This window comes from Paenibacillus sp. CF095 (assembly GCF_900101225.1).
In the GTDB taxonomy this organism is placed as follows: domain Bacteria; phylum Bacillota; class Bacilli; order Paenibacillales; family Paenibacillaceae; genus Paenibacillus.
The window spans coordinates 352,902-371,394 of record NZ_FMZN01000001.1 but is presented as its reverse complement, the minus strand read 5'-3'; the positions used below and the strand labels follow the sequence as shown (position 1 = coordinate 371,394).

Genomic DNA, 18,493 nt, shown 5'->3' with positions numbered 1-18,493 from the left:
GATAAGGAGGGCTTTATTTGAAAAATATAATTATCTTTGGTGCAAGCAAAGGATTAGGCGATGCATTTGTCAGAGGTGTGCCGCAATCCGGTGATAAGGTCTGGGTGGTCTCTCGCAGCAAGCCGGAAAGTCTGTCCGTGGAGGATGGCGTCCAGCGAATATGGATTCAGGCTGATCTTTCCGAGCTTCAGGCCGCGGAGCAAGTTGCCAGCCAACTTCAAGGCGAGACGTTGGATGTGCTTATTTATAACGTGGGAATCTGGGAAAAGGAAGGATTTGAAGAGCACTACACGTTTGATAAGGATGAACCCGCAGATATCAGTCAGCTGATCCATGTGAATGTGACTTCTACGATTGTATGTATACAGGCTTTACTGCCTCAGCTCCGCCAATCTGAAGCAGGGAAGATCATCCTGATCGGTTCAACAGCCGGTTTGAGCAATGCAGGCAGCAGCCAGGTTTCTTTTGTCGCCTCCAAATTTGCCATAAGGGGTATTACGGAAGCTCTAAGAGAGCATACGAGGAATGACCGCATCGCGGTGACATGCATCAACCCGGGAGAACTGGCGGCAGAAATTCCGTATGAAGACGGGATGGAACGTGCACTGGCCGAGTATGATGGGACCCGCATTCCCCTGCAGGATATGGTCGCCATCGTTCGATGTATCATCAGCTTGTCCAAAGCGGCCTGCGTGAAAGAGATCAACATACCCGCCTTAACGGATACGAACACCTAGATAGAAATGACATCTGCCCGCCTCAATCGGTCCGTTCACTGGAGTTCGCTCTGTATACACATGCTGGACAAAAGCCTGTTTACATTAATACATGCGACAAGTGCGCAATACCTATGGAATTCAGGCGTTCATGCTCAGGGATATTCTCATATAACAAATGGGATTTTCCGGCGTTGTCCAGGTGATCACGCATAGCTGCAATCCGTCCTTTGTTAACATCAATAAAACGAAAATCGATTTGGCGCAAATGCTCCAGCCCGGTTAGTCCAGCAAAAGAATCGGCCTTGAGCGCTGTATTAATCTCTTTCAGTTCAATAGACTCCAGAGCACGGGCTGTCCATAGATGTTTGATATCCCGTAACGATTTCATATAGTCCAGTTCGAGCTGTCTGAGAGAGGTCATATGGGAAAAGTCGCATAAATGCTCCAGCTTGGGCAAGGACAGATGCAGATATTCCACCCCACGCATCTGTTCGAGTCCCTGAATACTCGTCAGTTTGCGAACAGAGCTTAGCTTCAACATTGAGATGGTCGACTGTATCAATACATCCAGTCCCCCTTTTAACTCACAGTGATCCAGGGACAGATACTGAAGCACGGGCAGTTCCGCCAACACATCAATACTTTCGACCGCGCAGTTCAGAATGAGCGTATGCAGTTGGAGGCATGCCGCAATGGAAGCAAATCCGTTGAATTTGCCACGCAGTTCAAGAAAGGTCAATCGTGTGTAGTGTTTAATAAAATCGAGCCCAGTCGCCTTTGCAGGTGAATTCAATCTTAGAAACTGCAGTTGATCCATCGCACCCAGAATCGTCAAATCCTGTGCCTGCGAAAGATCAAGCTGCAAGGCAGACACATGTTTCAACTGTGCCAGTCGCCCCAAAAATCCGGATGAATATACCCCTTTAGGGTCCATATGTGATATGTGTAGGATCAGATCCGGCCGGGCAAAGAATACTTTGGCATCGAGCTCGGCAAGGTCCTCGTATGTATCCGCGCCAACGCGAAAATGAACCGTTGCTCTGCGGCGTAACAGATGCACCGCCTGGTGCATCTTTTCGGCATTCCATGGAACCCCCTGTATTGATGCATGCCATAACTCACTCACAGATAATCCCCCTTTTCCACCCATAGTTCCAATTCATTCCATTATAAACAAGATCGCCTGGATGAACCACCACCGATCCCCGTTTTTTCATTCCTTTCCTCTTTTTTCATCCCTCCCATTTACTGTTCTTATACTCATGCCTTTCCTTCCCGTTGCTTTCAGGATTATTCGACAGAAATCTACATAAAACTATAGATCATGCCGACATATAACTAAGGCGTTTTGAGCTTTTTATTAATCATCTGGGGAGATGGAATATGTCGAACATGTTGAACAAGTGGGGGAAAATGGGAGCAAGGACATCCAGTATGGCAAATACGTTGTCCATTGTGCTGCTGGTCATTATCGTAGTTGTCTTTGCCGTGCTGGGAACATTTATGTTTGCAAGCACACGAAACATTCTGGTGAAACAGCAGGAATCCATGCTCCAGACCAAGACACAAGCCATTGTTAGTGAATTTGATGCACTATTCAAGGAGAAGGGCGCACTCGTCAAGCAAATGTCCACCAACACATTATTTCAGCAATACATAGAAACAACAGCATCTGCTGCGGATGCGGCAAGTTCAACCTACGCTGCGGAAACACAGGCGACACTCGCCGCTATCGTTAAGGCAGAGCCTTCGTTTGCCGATGCCTGGGTCGCGGGTCTGGATGGAAAAGGCTTTTGGATTCAAAATGATGGTGTCGTATCTGCACCGGACTTTGATATCCAGTCGCGTCCATACTACAAGCCGGTTACCGCCGCAGACGGACTTTATTTCTCCGATCCGTACATTGATATTGCAGCAGGCGATGTACTCATGGGTATCTTTTATCCGATCAAAGATGACAACAACAACACGATCGGCTTTGCCGCAGCGGATATTGCATTCAAGGATATTCCGGCAATTATGGAGAGTTATTCCCTTGGAAGCACGGGCTATTCCATGTTGCTGTCCAAGAGCGGGGAAATTCTGTACCATCCAGATCAAGAGAAGGTATTGAAGGAGAACATCCTGGACAGTACGGGGGACATGGGGAACATCGGCAAGAAAATGCTTGCCGGTGAAAACGGCGTACAGCTTATGAACGACAATGGGGAACGTCGTTATATCGGCTACGCTACCAGCAAGGATACGGGATGGTCCGTTGGTCTGACCATATCCGAAGAAGAAGTTCTCGCGGAATTAAAAACGTTCACGTGGATCACGCTTGGCGGTTTTGCTGCAGCCACCCTTCTACTTGTGATTATCTGTTACATTACCCTTCGCCGTCTGTTACGCTCCATACCACAGCTGCTGGCTAAGATTAAACAGATTGAACAAGGTGACCTGACTGTCCAACTGGATATCAAATCTAATAATGAAATTGGACAGATCGCTACAGGCTTGAATTCCATGGTGCAGAAAATTCAGGTCATGCTGCAAATGGTCGGCAGCTCGGCCCAAATCCTGAACCAGTCGTCGAATGATCTGCAAGCCATCTCCTCTCGAACAGCTGTGACTATGAATGATACATCAACAGCCATTAACGAAATTGCCAATGCAACGAATTATCAGTCCATCGAAACGGAAAATATTTTACGCAAAACAGGCTCTTTATCCAGCCAAATCGATGAAATTGCTACCGATGCGCAGGCTATGGGAACGGTCGTGCAGACATCTGCTGATCAGAGCAGCCAAGGACTGGCGGTCGTGGAACAATTATCGAAATGGTCCGAGGAAAACCATCAGTCCACCCAAGCAATGTCATCTATTATCCAGGAGATTGACCTGAGTCGGAATGAAATATCCAGTTTTGTGGATACAGTCAAACAGATTGCCTCTCAGACGAACCTGCTCGCACTGAATGCCTCCATTGAAGCTGCACGTGCTGGCGAACATGGAAGAGGATTTGCCGTCGTTGCCGAAGAGGTCCGCAAACTTGCAGAACAGACGGCTCAGGCAACAGAGGAAATCAACAAAAAGGTAAATGTTATTGAAGAGAAAACAACCCTGTCGGTTGAACATACCATGCGCGGTATGAAGATTGCGGAGGAGAATGCCAAATCCGTCGAAGATACCAAACATGTATTCTTTAGTATTAACAAAGACCTGAAAGATCTACAGCAGCGTATGATGCAGATTACCAACAATACCTCCAATGTACACAAGCACAAAGATGAGATATTCCAGGCACTGGAGATTATCTCTTCCACCACAGAGGAGAACTCGGCATCGACGGAAGAAGTAAGCGCCAGCACGCAGGAGCAGCTGGATAGTATCGAACAGGTAGCAGATCTGTCAAAACAGTTGAACCAGCTATCTGGCAAACTGCAAGACGAATTAAGTCAGTTTAAAGTAAAGTCATGATCCGCAAGCTTTCCCCTGCTCTTCTCTTTTAGTCGCTGTCCATTTATTATTAATGAATATGCGTACGAAGAGGATTGGAGGCTGAATCATCATCATGAACTTTGCCAAACGAATGGATCATTTCAACGAAGGAATTTTCACCCGGTTGCTGGAGATCAAGCGCCGCAGACTGGAGAACGGACTGCCGGTTATTGATCTCAGTGTGGGAACGCCGAATATCCCACCTGCGCAGCATATTATAACTGCACTATGCGAGGCCGCAGCTGATCCGGCTAATTATATATATGCTGTGAATGATCAGAGTGAGTTGCTGCAAGCTGCAAGCGATTGGTACAAGCAGCGCTATCAGGTCGAGTTAGACCCGGCTACACAAATCTGTTCCTTGCTCGGTTCACAGGAAGGGCTGGCACATATATCCCTCTCCATTGTCGATGAAGGTGATCTCGTGCTGGTCCCTGACCCCTGTTATCCCGTCTTCGCGGATGGGCCGTTACTGGCAGGTGCAGAACTGTATTATATGCCGCAAAAAGAAGAAAACGGGTATGTTATTCAGCTTCAGGATATACCGGAAGATATCGCTCATCGAGCGAAATTCATGCTGGTCTCCTATCCCAACAATCCAACAACCGCGATGGCACCGGATCAGTTCTATCTTGACCTGATTGCCTTTGCCAAGAAGTATGATATTATCGTGCTCCACGATAATGCGTACAGTGAACTCGTATTTGACGGAAAGTCATGTGGAAGCTTCCTTGCATTCCCTGGCGCCATGGACGTCGGTGTGGAGTTCAATTCCCTGTCAAAAACGTACGGACTGGCCGGAGCGCGAATCGGCTTCTGTGTGGGCAATACAACCATGGTCTCCATGCTGAAAAAGCTGAAATCCAATATGGATTACGGGATGTTTCTACCGATCCAAAAAGCAGCAATTGCAGCCATTACCGGTGATCAATCCGAGGTTGAACGGGTCAGAGCTATTTATGAACAGCGTAGAGACATCCTCTGTGAGGGCTTCAGCAATCTCGGTTGGCCGATTGCCAAACCTGAAGCAACGATGTTCGTCTGGAGCCGGATTCCGGCGCACTACGACAGCTCAGAGCAATTTGCCATGGATCTGGTCACACATGCGGGTGTCATTGCAACCCCAGGCAGTGCCTTTGGTCCTTCAGGTGAAGGGTATGTGCGCTTCGCGCTTGTTCAGGATAATGAAATATTGCAGCAAGCCGTACAATCCGTCGATGACAGCGGGATTCTGAAATCCAGCTAACGGGAGTACGATTCGAATGTGCTCAAGCAAAAATCCCCTCAAGGTCCACAGGGAGTAAGAGTTTCACGTTTAATAACGTGGTCTCTACTTCTTGTAGACGTGAGGGGATTTTTTTCATTTTCAGAGGACTAAACATTCATTGGGTGATTTAAGATCGCAGCTGAATGGTACCACGTGATAGCAAGAAGCCTGCTCGGGGAGCAGGCTTCTTGTTTCAACGATTTATACAGACTTGCGCCAATTAGAACGATACATCAGATACAGGAAGTACGGTGTTCCGATGATCGCAATGAGTATGCCTGATGGAATCTCTGTCGGTGCCATGACGGTTCTACCGATAGTATCGGCGAGCACCAGCATGACTGCACCCGCTAATGCGGATAGGAACATGGATCGTCTTAACTTATTCCCCGTCAGTAGCCGTACCATATGTGGTGCAATCAGCCCGATAAAACCAACGGTTCCTACACAAGCAACCGCACCTGCTGCAAGTAATACACCAACTGTCATGGCCAATAATCGTGTGCGACGTACTCCGAGACCAAGCCCGGATGCACTGTTGTCGTCAAATACCAGCAGTTCGAATCTGCGTGCCAGCCACCAAGCCACCGGTACCAGAATAACTAAAAATAATCCGATAACCCTCACCTGTTCCCAGGTACGAGCATAGGTGCTTCCTGTCAGCCAGATATATCCGCTGCTACCGTATACCGCACCACGGACAATCAGAATCTGAATACCTGCTCCAGCAATGGCAGACATCGCGATCCCCAGCAACACAACCGCCGAAGGGTTCAGTCCTTTCTTCCAGGCGAGGGAGAACACAACCACAGCAGCAATGGCTGCACCGATGATTGCCGCAATTGGCAGCAAGTATATCGGAAGACCCGGCCATAAGATGATGACCATCATTGCTCCAAGCCCTGCACCTGAGGACACACCAACAATTGAAGCATCTGCCAGCGGGTTACGTACCGCCATCTGAATGAGCACACCGCTGATTGCCAGTGCAGCTCCTGCACCTGCGGCAACAAGAGTACGCGGAATCCGAAGCTGAATCAGCGCGGAGAACAGTCCATCCGATTGGAACAGACTTGGTAACCAATCGGCCAGCGGAATTCGCATACCACCAAACATCGTACTGAGCAAGATAAGCACGACCGTTATGACTGAGAATAATACAGCCATCGGGCCAAATGCAAAGCGACGCGCAGCTCCTCCTGTGCTCATTGAAGTTGACATGCCTGATCCGTTTGCAGCCTTCATGCGTGTAAGAACAAGCCAGATGAGCCACGGTGCACCAATGATCGCCATAACGGCACCCGTTGGCAGTTCCATGCTGGAGTTATGCACCATCTTGGCGAGGACATCTGCTCCAACCAGTAGCGCTGCGCCCCATATGAACACACCGGGTAAAAGTAATCGATTGGAACGTACACCACTCAATCGAACCAGATGAGGTGCAACCAGTCCCACGAAGCCAATCGGTCCGATTACACTGACAATCACGGCGGCCAGCAATACAGCGAGAATTAACCCTCCTGCACGAGCCAATGCAACCTTTTGTCCCAAGGAAGAAGCCGTTGATTCATCCAACTCCAGCATATCCCACTGTCTGGACAGGATTAACGCGAGAAGGGTAATACCAACCACCCAAGGCAAAGCATAAAACACACCACTCCAGTCATTCTGGACAAGTGTTCCTGAACCCCAAAGGAACAACCCTTGTGTCTCCATGGAGAAAAAAATATGTAATGCACTCGTAAATGAACCAAGGACCATCGATACAATCATACCGGACAACGCAAGTCGAACCGGGCTTGATGTTCGTCCGCCCCCCATGAAATAAGCCGCAAATGCTGCCAGCAAACCACCTAGGGCTGCGAAAAGAAAAGGCGACTGACTTAATAGACTTGGAAAAGCGATAGCTCCCAACACCACCACAAAGTATGCTCCCGCATTAATGCCCAGCGTATCTGAAGCAGCCAGTGGATTACGAGTAATCGTTTGCAGCAAAGCGCCCGCAACAGCCAGTGCGCCACCCGCAAGAATACCGATCACTGTACGCGGCATGCGCAAGTCCCAGACCATATTGTGCTCTAATGAATCCTGTCTGCCTGTAAGAGCGTCCCAAACGACATGCAAAGGAATGGATGCTTCTCCATAACACAGACTTACAAAAAAAAGCACGATGAGAGCGGTTAGACCGCCCCCATATATGCTTATTGTGCGCCAATTCATAGCTGGCTTAGATCCTTGAACCGAACTCATTTGGTAATCGCCTCGACTACCCCATCAACCAATACTTTGGAGGAGATGGGTCCACCAAATGTCCATGTTGTGCTATCGAGTTGATATGTGCGTTTTTCCTTCACAAAGTTCAGTCCGTTCCAAACCGAGTTATCTTTCATGGCTGTGCCAAAGACGTCATCGTCTGGTTGTGTAATATAAATGAAGTTACTGTCCTTCACATCGGTTAAGGATTCAATGCCTACTGTAGAGAAGCCATAGTTTTCAACTTTGTCCGGCTGCCAATCGTTAACCAGTCCGATTTTGTCCAAAGTACCAATCACAACCGAGTTATCGGTAAACATACGCAGGCTGACTGCATTTTGATATGTGAACGCTTGTGTCAGCGCAAAATTGAAGTTTTCTTTACCCGCAGCAGCCAGTTTTTCTTTGGCTTCAACATAGTGCTGATCGAGATCACTAAGAACTTCTTTTGCTTTGTCTTCTTTGCCCAGAGCCGTTGCAATGTTAGTAAAGATCTCTGTCATTTTGTCATAATCATAACCGTTACCATCGTACGGATCATATTCAATCGTTGGCGCAATCGCGTTAAGCTGATCGTAGACCGCCGTGTTATTATCTGCATTAGCAATGATGAGATCTGGCTTCAATGCAGCAATAGCTTCCAGATTTGGTTCACTGCGTGTTCCGATATCCGTTACACTGTCATCCAGTGCTGCTTCGGATGTTACCCACACTTTATAGTTAGCGTTATCTGCGTTACCTACTGGTTGAACACCCAAGGCAACAACATCTTCAGTATATGTCCATTCAAGCGTAACGACACGTTCTGCTGGCTTGTCCAGCTTAAGCTCTCCACGTTTATGCTTCACGGTAACAGGACCTGCTGTCTCTTCAGCCGGAGCACTACCCGAGCCACTACCTTGACTTGTATCTGTTGTAGTCGTGGTTTTACCACAACCCGCCAAAACCAGCACAAAGGCCAGCATAATCAACAGTCCATTCAACCCTTTTTTCATATCTCTTTTCTCCCCTGTTAATATGTATTTATATGATAACAATTATCATTATCACTATTGGATTATGCCGTAGGAATTGATTTTTGTCAATGCAAAGTACCTTATTCCAATTCTTTTATGAAATAAAAAAGGAAAGGGATAGCTCAAAGGCCATCCTTCCCTTCTACTGTTTGCTGTTTGCATTAACTCAACTGCATCGTAGTGATGCATGTATTATCATTTTCGTATGTAGACAATTGCGTTTCCGCAACCTTTCCATCTCGAACAATACGAATCAGATAGGTTCTGTCTCTAGGCACCCAAAAATCCATAAATCCGTTCGCACCAGACTTCATCACTTCATCTTTCATAAAAGTGTTGCCTTGAGAATCGTGAATGGTAACACTGAATTCCTTATTGCTCATTTCCCCCTGACAACCGGTCAAGCTATGAATTGCACAGGGATGGGTCTGATCCACATAGGGTGCAATGGAAAGGAAAAATTCATTTTCAGGCAAATCGTATGTAGTGGTCTTTTTATCTTGATCGGTTACGATTAACTGTTTGGCATTGATGGAGGCAGATTCGGGTGTCTCTTTTCCTGTGCTGATATCTTCCACCAATTTTCGGATGTTGGGCGTATTGGCTGCACCCGCCTCTTCCTTGCCCGTATTACTTGCAAACAGATAGGTTCCGATTACAATCACAGCTACAATACCTGCAATGATCCATATTTGTTTTTTCATCTGGAGTCCATCTCCTCGTCCGTTTTGGTTTATTATAAGGTAGAACACAGTGATACGGACAGTTTACGACACCAAAGTCACCATATATTCACATTTTTGTATTGTAGTAAGCGTAATCTGCTGCCTGTGCACTGTATCATTGATAAGTAAGGGAGGTTGTGTATATGTTTAAGTCTCCATCTGTATCTGACACCGATCGAAGAGTACACAAATCCAAACATGCTCTGAAGTCAGCCCTTCTGGAATGGATGTCCCGTAAGCCATTGGCCAGTATAACCATCACCGATATTGTCAAATCCGCCGATTTGAACCGCAGCACATTTTACAAGCATTATGTATACAAAGAAGACCTGTTTGATGAATTGTTAAATGACGTGATTGACGATTTAAAATTAGCCTATCGAGCACCCTATCAGCATTTCCGAGATTTCGATATTAAGGACCTTAACGCCTCAGCAATTCAAATTTTCGACCATGTGCTGGCTCATGCCTCCTTCTATACATTGCTGGTTAATTCTAACGTGCTACTGGATTTCAGGGATACACTCTATATAACACTTAAGAACTTGTATCTGGAGGATGTGACCGATCTGTCACCTGATCCACGGTTGGATAAGGAACTTCTCGCCTGTTATCAGGCTAATGCCGTTCTTGGTTTAGTTACGAGTTGGGTGAAAAGCAACTTCAAATACAGCGCCTCCTATATGGCTGAACAACTGTTGGAATTCACACGCATGAACCGTTCCCAAGAGATTTATCGGTCTAATCTCCATTCTGCAACGAGTCCATCAAGATAAAGTTATGCCATGACTCTGTAGTGGGATCTGCTCTTAAAAAGAGGTACTGTCTCCCCTGAAGCTTGAGATACAGTACCTCTTTATCATGTCGAAACATTTATTTTAATTAGTTGCTGATCCAGCCACCATCTACAGGCAACTCAACACCTGTAATGAATTTGGATTCATCAGATGCCAAAAACAGGTAGGCGTAAGCAATATCCATAGATTCACCAGCATGTGGAGGCAGTGGAGCAAGATTTTTGTAATTCTCCCCCATCTCCACCTGGGATTTGATGCCTGCTTTCTCCACCATCCCTGTAAACACAGCACCCGGATGTACGGAGTTCACACGAATATTGTCTTTGGCAAACCACTGTGCCCCGTGTTTGGTCAATGAACGTACAGATCCCTTGGAAGCACTATAAGCTGCGCCCTGGGCATCTGCTATTCCACCAATGATTGCTGCTATGGAAGAGGTATTAACGATGGAACCTTGTCCATTCTTCTGCATATAAGGAATGACTGCCTTCATGCCGAGCCATACACCTGTACCATTAATGGACATAACCTTGTCCCAATCCTCTAGCTCAGCTTCCAAAATGCCTTTGGCCATATGAATTCCGGCATTGTTGACCAGAATATCTATTTTTCCGAATTTCGATACGGTTTCTTCCACAACAGCGTTCCAGGACTCTGGACTGGATACATCCAGCTTCAACGCAATGGCTTCCCCGCCACCAGCTACGATCTGTTTAACCTGTTCCTCCAAAGCTTCGATCGCCACATCGGTAGCCACTACCTTGGCTCCTTCTCTTGCAAATAATTGAATACCTGCCAATCCCATTCCACTGGCGGCACCGGTTATAATTGCAACTTTTCCAGTTAATCTGCCCATTTCATATCATCCTTTCCTATTACGATGAATGCCTCATTATGACACCCAACCTGCTAACACCTTTAGTATACGGATGAAATGAAAGCTCTTTCAATCAGCAAATGGACAGGCTTTTGTGGGATAACCGATAGCTAAGTATGGATCTGTTTATTCCCCAGATGTTAATCAACAACATGGACAACTTATGTTGGTTTTATTTTCAATCTACGAGTACTGCCAAAATCCGGCGATGGGATCTGTCCATCTACATTCACTGAATTGGCAAGCAAGTACAGTGCCCCATAACCAAAGACATACTCTTCAAACATTCCATCCGAATAGCCATCCTCATCAATTTGGATGAAAAAATCGTATCCGTCCTTATGCAGAGCTAAAAAGTAACTATCCACTTGCTTAAGTATCTTGTCCAGCTTGAACATAAAGACGGTCGTAATCTTAGTGCCCCCATACCTTCGGTAGCTACTAGCACCGTGATTCTTTTACCCAGACTTGGGGAGCTTAGCTTCGAAAACGGAGAGAGTAGCGGCGATGCCCTTTAATGTCATCGTCCCGCCACTCTCAAGCCCCCGATAAATCAGACTATCTTTTTGAATAAATAGACTTATTGACTGGATAAAAGACATAAACTTTTATTTTTATGCTGACATAGACTATATTGAGAATCCGAATTAAGGAGTCAGTTTTAGAATGGTCACAGTGGTATTTAGATTGTTATGCAACTGTGCAGGAGTTGCATTCGCATTTACCAGCTGGATCGTCGTCGGAACCGTTGTAACCGTAACAATAACTTCAGCAGATATAGGTCCTCCTCCATTACCTGTGAAAGGCACAGGTGTTATGGGCGTTCCATTTACCGTGAGGTTGAAATCCGCATCGCCCTGATTATGAATGCTAAAAGAGATCAAGTAACTTCCTGTTTCATTGATTGTTATCGTGGAGGACGGCGGCACAAAAGTGAATGCACCTCCAACATTAGCCAAAACCCCGGTTAAAGTTATTGGTGAGTTGCCAGGTACTGTGTCTGTGCCTGTGCCAGGGTCTGCTCGGAAAACACTTAGGAAATCGGATATTCCGGCCCCAACTGGACCGGCCGGACCTGTTGCTCCAACTGCTCCTACTGGACCTACGGGACCTACGGGACCTACCGGACCCACTGCTCCGAGCGCGCCTGCTGGCCCGACTGGCCCTTGTATACCCGGAATCCCTTGCAGTCCTTGTGGTCCCGGTATCCCTTGAGCACCGGTCGCTCCTCTGAGACCTATCGGTCCTTGTGGTCCCGGTATCCCTTGAGCGCCAGTTGCCCCTTTTGGACCTATCGGTCCTATTGGTCCAGAATTTCCTTGAGCGCCTTGCGGTGCATTAACAACAACCTTAGGTCTAACCTTTACCACCTTAACCTTAACACGACAATGCATGCTTTGTTTAAATTTACGTCTACAAATGCGTTTTCCATGACGATTTAACAATGAACTCACCTCCGTGATATTTCTCCCCATACTATGTGTATCCATCACAAGGGGCATAGACTATTAACTATAAATTAGAAAATTTTAGTGCCCATAATGAGAAAATTGGTCTATGAATCCAGTCTATAACATGAATGTATAGACCCATTTTCAATATAAAATGCAGATAAAAAAGCCAGTCGAACACGAGATATTCTCGATGTTTGACTGGCTTTTGCTATGCTTATCCCTTTCGCACAGGTTCTTCTTATTTTACAATAGTGCTTTGTTTTTCTCATAGAACCGGGCATTGTGAGAAGATACACCCGCCATATCGGAAGCAGCAGGTTCCAGATACGTCTTGGCACTGTTGACGGCGAGCACCGCATCGTTAAAAGCACCAGCGATCAGCCTGACTTTGCTTCCATAAGTGATGAAATCACCTGCTCCGAATATACCTGGAATGTTGGTACGCATGCGCTGATCAACGGATACGCCGTAGTCTTCACGCGCTAGCCCCCATTGCACGAGGTTACCAAAATCACGATCATACCCATGGCTTACAACAACTTCATCCACTTCGACATGTGTGATCTCATCGGTTTCTAAATGGGCCAACTCGACACGATCGATTTTATCACCTTTGCCGTATAAGCGAGAGATAGTATATGGCGTCATGACGTTTGCTTGAGCCTTCATCTGAGCAACAGGCGACTCATGTCCGGTAAATTCATGACGTCTGTGTGCTACTGTAACTTCACTTGCGATCTTGCCCATTTCATTCGCCCAGTCGACTGCGGAATCACCACCACCCGAGATCAGAACACGCTTCCCGGCAAATCGGGACAGGTCGGTTATCGTGTAGTGCAGATTTGTCAGTTCATATCGATTGGCACCTTCAATAGCCAGCTTTTGCACCTGCGTCATACCTCTCCCAGCACATAACAAGATTGTGCGTGTGTAGTGACGTTTGCCTGTTTTGGAAATGAGTACAAATACACCATCCTCACGTCGTTCAAGCTCGGCTATTTCCTGCCCAAATACAATTGTTGGATCGAACGTTCTCGCCTGTCTCTCCAGCGATTCAATCAGCTTCTCACAGCGAATCGGGTCAATCCCGCCCACATCCCAGATCAGCTTCTCCGGGTACGTACGCATGAATCCACCCAGTTCCTGCTTGGCTTCGATGATCTTGGTACGCATGGCTCTCATACCACTATAAAATGAGGCATACATGCCAGCAGGCCCACCACCAATGATCGTAATATCGTAGATGTCTAATTGTGTCTCCGTTGTCATTTAAGGCACCAACTTTTCAACAACATAGTCCATCAATTTTACAGATCCAATCGGACCCACACCGGATACGAATTGGCTTGTCTTCAACGGGAAGACATGATCATTCTTCACAGCCTCCAGATTCGACCACACCTGGCTTGCTTTCAGATCTTCCATGGATTTCTTCGTGTCATAACCTACGAGGGTTCTATCTTCCAGAAAAATATAATCCGGATTCATCTCAGGCAAAAACTCCAGTGAGAACTGGCTAAACCAATCTGTAGAGTCTTTGATCGCTTCAGGGCTATTCAGACCCAGGATATCATAGAAGAAAACACTGCTGCTTCCTCCTTTGGGACCCATGAAACGGTAACGATTGTGCTCTACCCGGAGAACCAATACGGTCTTGTCTCCCAGGGCTGCCGCAATTTTCTCTTTCGCTTGTGAGGCTTTCTCATCAAATTCAGCCAATACTTTGGCAGATTCTTCGGTCTTGTCAAATATGGCAGCCAGCTTTGGCATAGCACGTTTCATTTCACTGTTGGCATCCAGTGCCACCGTAGGAGCAATTTTGGACAATTCATCATATACGCCCTGTTCCATACCTTCGCCAGCTGCAAGGATCATATCCGGTGACAACGCAAGCAACTGCTCATAATTATATTGATATTGCTCAACTTCAATGATCTGGACTCCATGTTCTTTCAAATAATCAGGGCGGTATTCCGCTTCAACTTCTGGAGTTAACAAAACGATTTGAGGTGTAACACCCATTTCAATCAGATACTCGGCATAGATCGAATCAAACACAACCAGATTTTGAGGATGAGTTGGAATCGTTACTTCTCCAAACTGATCCTTCACCACCTTAGTCCCACTTTCAGTCGCTGTTTCTTCTGTTGTATTCGCTGCTCCTTCAGTTGGAGTACCTGCTGTTCCAGCTGTAGCGTTCTCTTCAGTAGTTCCACCGGAACATGCCGCCAGCATCATACTGATCACCAACAGCATGATGGCTAACCCTTTAAATCTTCGTGACATGATATACTTCGCCCCTTATGTACATTGATAATGATAATTATTATCAAATAGTATCAAATAAGAAGTGTTGCTTCCATAGCATATCGTGCGTATTCGGTTGGATTATTGTGCTCTCTCATGAAAAGGTTCCGTAAGATGGCGAACGATCTGATTTAGAATCAGAGTGTGACCCGTAATTCCGTGACCGTCTACCCACAGGTGAGTATCTACGTAAAATACCCGATTATTTTTCACAGCCTTCAGCTCGTTCCATTGCGGACTCTCCCATAGTTTCCTCATATTCTCTTCAGCGCTGAAGTGCTGCATGATCCGCTTCTCCACAAACACATAATCGGGATTGGCTTGTGTCAGTAGTTCAAGCGAACAAGGATTAAACCAGGCTGTACCTGAATCCAGTGCTTGCGGCAGTGTTAATCCAAGCTGTTCATATAACAAGTGTGATACCCCGTGTGAATGCCCACCCAGATATCGATAACCAAACGCTTCTACCCTCAGCAACATGACTGTGGCCGCGGATTGGATGATGGGTTGCAACTGTTGCTTAGCTACGCTGACTTCGTGTTTCATCTGCTGATGCAGTCTATAAGCTTCTTCTTCTTTAAGAAACCAGACTGCCAATTGATCGAGCATTGGTTCTACATCTTGATGAAGTCCAGTTAGAATCGGTGCAATTGTGCGCAGCTCCCTTTTGACCTCTTCCGTCAATACGTTTCCTATCAACATCTCCGGTTGAATTTGTCGAACAAGTTCTATCTCCACCTCATACTGTGTTACCTCCAGCATCTCTACTCCATACGCTGTAAATTGTTCATGATGATGTGGGGACAACAGGATCGGGGTGACCACTACGGCATGGGGGATGACACCCAGATGAATCATAATTTCTGCACAGATTGGAGAAAGTGATACGATCTTGCGCTGCGTCATCGTCTGCCTATATATCTTAGGTGATACGCCAGTCAGTTGTTTGAAGCGTCGGCTAAAATAATGAGCATCTTCAAATCCAGTCTTTTTGGCAATATCCTGTGAGGTTGCAGCTGTTAATATCAATTCTTCCTGCGCACGGTAGATCCGGTAGTGTGCCAGATAATCCAGAGGTGGCTTACCATATCGCTCGCTAAATTTGCGGGAGTAATGCCATGGACTGATTCCGGCAATCTGAGCTAACTGTGTACGTGTAATGACCTGATCATAATGCTGCTGCATGTAGTCAATGGAGCGAAGTATACCGTGTTCTGGCTTCAACTCGTTATCCGGCTGTTTCCGATATAGATTACTTAACAACTCATATAACAAATGCTGATGGCCAACCCTTTCTGCACTCTGATCCTGTGTATGTACTTCACTCCAATGCTGAATGATACTTGCCAGACCTCCACCGGACAGTTGCACTTTCTGATACGCCTCTCCTGACGGTAACCGCCATTCAAACTTCTCAGCTTCCCGTCGATCATGCAGCACCGAATATGTATCGAACTGAACATGCCAGCCTGCCAGATCCAGGTTGCCACCTTCAATGACCTCCATTACAGAGTTCTCTTCAAGCGCAATTAATTCTCCATAGGAGACGTGAACTCGGTGTCCATTTATATTCCAGATCGCTTTTCCATCAATGATAAATATCAAGGTGTGACTGGGAAAGTGATGCAGCTCGCCTTTTGTTATCCATGCGTTGCTTAGTGCATTCGTTGACTTCCATTGCGCAATCCATTCCATGTTGTCAGACATAGGTTATCCTTTCAAAGGGATTAGTAATCCAGATTTATAGGTTTCACTATATCAAAATACATGACAACTCCATAACCAACAAGCTATGGCTTGAATAAAATGGTGGACAGCTACTGAGCATTTCATACTTGTATTATTCAGATAAAACTCAAAAGAGCCCGTACCATCAGGTATAGGCTCTTTCTTACAACTTTAACACTACTTTTTCAAAAGTACGTTTTACGTATTACTCAATGCTGGCCTTCGGTGACCCCTGTCCCCGTTTCTGTCCTTTTCTTGCCATCCAATACGTCAGTCCACCTGAGACACCGAAAGCAATAACCACACCAATGCATGTGTGTAACAGATTCAGGCTACCCTCTTCGATGAAGAGAGGGAGGCTGACCAAGCTCGGATTCCCCACCATAGAAAATGCCTTGACAGATAACAGTCCTAAATACAGTCCACCCGCAGCTCCACCCAGCAATGCAGCGTAGAAAGAGGATCTTTTTCTCATGTTGACCGCATACAATGCAGGCTCTACAACTCCAAGGAGGGCTGTTCCCGTTGCCCAGAAAGCAAGTCTTCTGGATGCTGGCTCTTTCGAATGCAAAGCGTTTGCAAGCGCAGCCCCTGCTTGTCCTACAATCGCCACTAACATGGCAGCAATCACCATAGAACCACCATTCATAACCATTTCATTAATGATGATGGCAATTATCCAGTAGTGTAATCCCGTAATTAACATCAGTGAGAAGACCGCTCCCAGTAACATCACCGACACCACTGGAGCATTAGTTACTAGTGTATCCAATGCCTCCGGCAGATGTTCATCAATCCAGGTGCCGACTGGACCAAGAATCATCAATACTAGCGGAACAAGAATCAGTAACGTCAGGAATGGAGCAACCATCCCTTTGGAAAATTTTGGACTACATCGTTCAACAACTCTTTCCAAGAAGGCGGCTACACAGATCGTTAGAATGACCCAGATGGGCGTAGAGTAAAAAGCAGGCTGGGACACCAGTGGCAAACCCAGGAAATGCACCTCTTTTTCCCCTGACATCAGCATCGTCATCTCCGGATAAAACATGAGTCCGCCAATCGATGCAGCAACATAGATGTTGCTCTTCAACCGATACGCTGTGCTGATTGCTACCAATATAGGCAGTACATAAAATACACCGTCTCCAATGATCCTGAAGATCGTAAAGGTCTGGCTGTCCATCAATGCTGAAGAGTCCGCAGAACTGTACGTATCCATTAACGCAATAATGGCGACTATAATTTTAATAACAGCGGCTCCGAGAATTGCAGGCATCAAGGGCCTGAACACATCGGATACAAAATGTAAGATCGAGAATCTGTTCTTCTTCGTGTGTCCCGCTTCCTGCAACGCTGTCCTTGTCGATTCCCAAGCGTCCATACCCAGTAACGTATTGTAGATAAGTGAAGATTCATCTCTTATTGCCAGATGGCACTGCTCACCCGTTATCCGAATATCTGCCACAACATCTGAGGAAGCAAGAATAGACATGTTCAATTGAGTACTGTCCTTTATTACCAGCGTTGTTGTGCCCTTATCATGTTCTACAAGCTTGATGTTCTCCTTGCCACCTGCGAGTTTCAACCAATCTTCAATCTGTGTGTCATGCATTATGTACGATCTCCTCATATTACGGTAAACCCGTGTTTTGTGATGTGTTATGATCTAATATGCCTCTATCTATATACACATTTCCATGAAAAAACTTCAATAGGATAAAAAAACTAATTTCCCTGACATTGCATGTTCATTTATACAAGGTATATTGACCTATGAAGGTCGAAAAAGCAAAAAAAGCCTACTCTTATGTAGGCTCTTATCCATCTTTACTTATGAGTCATACTCTTCATACTCACAACCGGCATT

General features: G+C 46.1%; 15 protein-coding genes. 4 read left to right on the top strand and 11 right to left on the bottom strand.

The genetic code is table 11. The features are described from left to right. Nucleotides 1-17 precede the first annotated feature (17 nt). Nucleotides 18-737: an SDR family oxidoreductase gene (locus BLS69_RS01675; RefSeq protein ID WP_091028163.1), complete on the top strand. Its 720-nt coding sequence runs from the start codon at nucleotides 18-20 to the stop codon at nucleotides 735-737. A gap of 79 nt (nucleotides 738-816) precedes the next feature. Here the strand turns inward: BLS69_RS01675 and BLS69_RS01670 are convergent, their stop codons facing one another. Beyond that, nucleotides 817-1,845, bottom strand: coding sequence for a leucine-rich repeat domain-containing protein (locus BLS69_RS01670; RefSeq protein WP_091028160.1), 1,029 nt, complete (start codon nucleotides 1,843-1,845; stop codon nucleotides 817-819). A gap of 257 nt (nucleotides 1,846-2,102) precedes the next feature. On the opposite strand from BLS69_RS01670, the gene BLS69_RS01665 reads away from it, so the two are divergent. Together BLS69_RS01665 and BLS69_RS01660 are read left to right on the top strand one after the other, a co-directional pair. Then, nucleotides 2,103-4,178 (top strand): methyl-accepting chemotaxis protein, encoded by a 2,076-nt coding sequence (locus BLS69_RS01665; RefSeq protein ID WP_176872539.1) that lies wholly within the window; start codon nucleotides 2,103-2,105, stop codon nucleotides 4,176-4,178. Nucleotides 4,179-4,272: 94 nt separating this feature from the next. Further along, complete coding sequence (locus BLS69_RS01660) at nucleotides 4,273-5,445, top strand: aminotransferase class I/II-fold pyridoxal phosphate-dependent enzyme (protein WP_091028159.1); 1,173 nt, start codon at nucleotides 4,273-4,275, stop codon at nucleotides 5,443-5,445. A 222-nt stretch (nucleotides 5,446-5,667) separates the two neighbouring features. Here BLS69_RS01660 and BLS69_RS01655 read toward each other — a convergent pair whose 3' ends face one another. From BLS69_RS01655 to BLS69_RS01645, 3 genes are all read right to left on the bottom strand, one after another. Next, nucleotides 5,668-7,716, bottom strand: coding sequence for an iron ABC transporter permease (locus BLS69_RS01655; RefSeq protein WP_091028157.1), 2,049 nt, complete (start codon nucleotides 7,714-7,716; stop codon nucleotides 5,668-5,670). Beyond that, complete coding sequence (locus BLS69_RS01650; RefSeq protein WP_091028155.1) at nucleotides 7,713-8,714, bottom strand: ABC transporter substrate-binding protein; 1,002 nt, start codon at nucleotides 8,712-8,714, stop codon at nucleotides 7,713-7,715. Before BLS69_RS01650 ends, BLS69_RS01655 begins: the two co-directional genes overlap by 4 nt. 182 nt (nucleotides 8,715-8,896) lie before the next feature. Continuing rightward, a complete protein-coding gene (locus tag BLS69_RS01645; protein ID WP_091028152.1) occupies nucleotides 8,897-9,439 on the bottom strand; it encodes a CueP family metal-binding protein in 543 nt (180 codons plus the stop codon). Nucleotides 9,440-9,603: 164 nt separating this feature from the next. Between BLS69_RS01645 and BLS69_RS01640 the strand changes: the two genes are divergently transcribed. Continuing rightward, nucleotides 9,604-10,236: a TetR/AcrR family transcriptional regulator gene (locus BLS69_RS01640; RefSeq protein ID WP_091028151.1), complete on the top strand. Its 633-nt coding sequence runs from the start codon at nucleotides 9,604-9,606 to the stop codon at nucleotides 10,234-10,236. Nucleotides 10,237-10,342: 106 nt separating this feature from the next. On the opposite strand, the gene BLS69_RS01635 is transcribed toward BLS69_RS01640, so the two are convergent. The 7 genes from BLS69_RS01635 to BLS69_RS01605 all read right to left on the bottom strand — a co-directional run bounded on the left by BLS69_RS01635 (nucleotide 10,343) and on the right by BLS69_RS01605 (nucleotide 18,238). Further along, nucleotides 10,343-11,113, bottom strand: a complete 771-nt coding sequence (locus tag BLS69_RS01635; protein ID WP_091028148.1) for an SDR family NAD(P)-dependent oxidoreductase — start codon at nucleotides 11,111-11,113, stop codon at nucleotides 10,343-10,345. Between the two features lie 182 nt (nucleotides 11,114-11,295). After that, complete coding sequence (locus BLS69_RS01630; RefSeq protein WP_143023550.1) at nucleotides 11,296-11,502, bottom strand: hypothetical protein; 207 nt, start codon at nucleotides 11,500-11,502, stop codon at nucleotides 11,296-11,298. 279 nt (nucleotides 11,503-11,781) lie between these two features. Next, nucleotides 11,782-12,579, bottom strand: coding sequence for a collagen-like domain-containing protein (locus BLS69_RS01625; protein WP_371129029.1), 798 nt, complete (start codon nucleotides 12,577-12,579; stop codon nucleotides 11,782-11,784). Between the two features lie 252 nt (nucleotides 12,580-12,831). Beyond that, nucleotides 12,832-13,857 (bottom strand): NAD(P)/FAD-dependent oxidoreductase, encoded by a 1,026-nt coding sequence (locus BLS69_RS01620; protein ID WP_091028141.1) that lies wholly within the window; start codon nucleotides 13,855-13,857, stop codon nucleotides 12,832-12,834. Beyond that, nucleotides 13,858-14,874, bottom strand: coding sequence for an ABC transporter substrate-binding protein (locus tag BLS69_RS01615; protein ID WP_091028140.1), 1,017 nt, complete (start codon nucleotides 14,872-14,874; stop codon nucleotides 13,858-13,860). A gap of 102 nt (nucleotides 14,875-14,976) precedes the next feature. Further along, nucleotides 14,977-16,602, bottom strand: a complete 1,626-nt coding sequence (locus tag BLS69_RS01610) for a helix-turn-helix domain-containing protein (protein ID WP_091028139.1) — start codon at nucleotides 16,600-16,602, stop codon at nucleotides 14,977-14,979. Nucleotides 16,603-16,828: 226 nt separating this feature from the next. Next, nucleotides 16,829-18,238, bottom strand: coding sequence for a PTS transporter subunit EIIC (locus tag BLS69_RS01605; RefSeq protein WP_165980241.1), 1,410 nt, complete (start codon nucleotides 18,236-18,238; stop codon nucleotides 16,829-16,831). Nucleotides 18,239-18,493 lie beyond the last annotated feature (255 nt).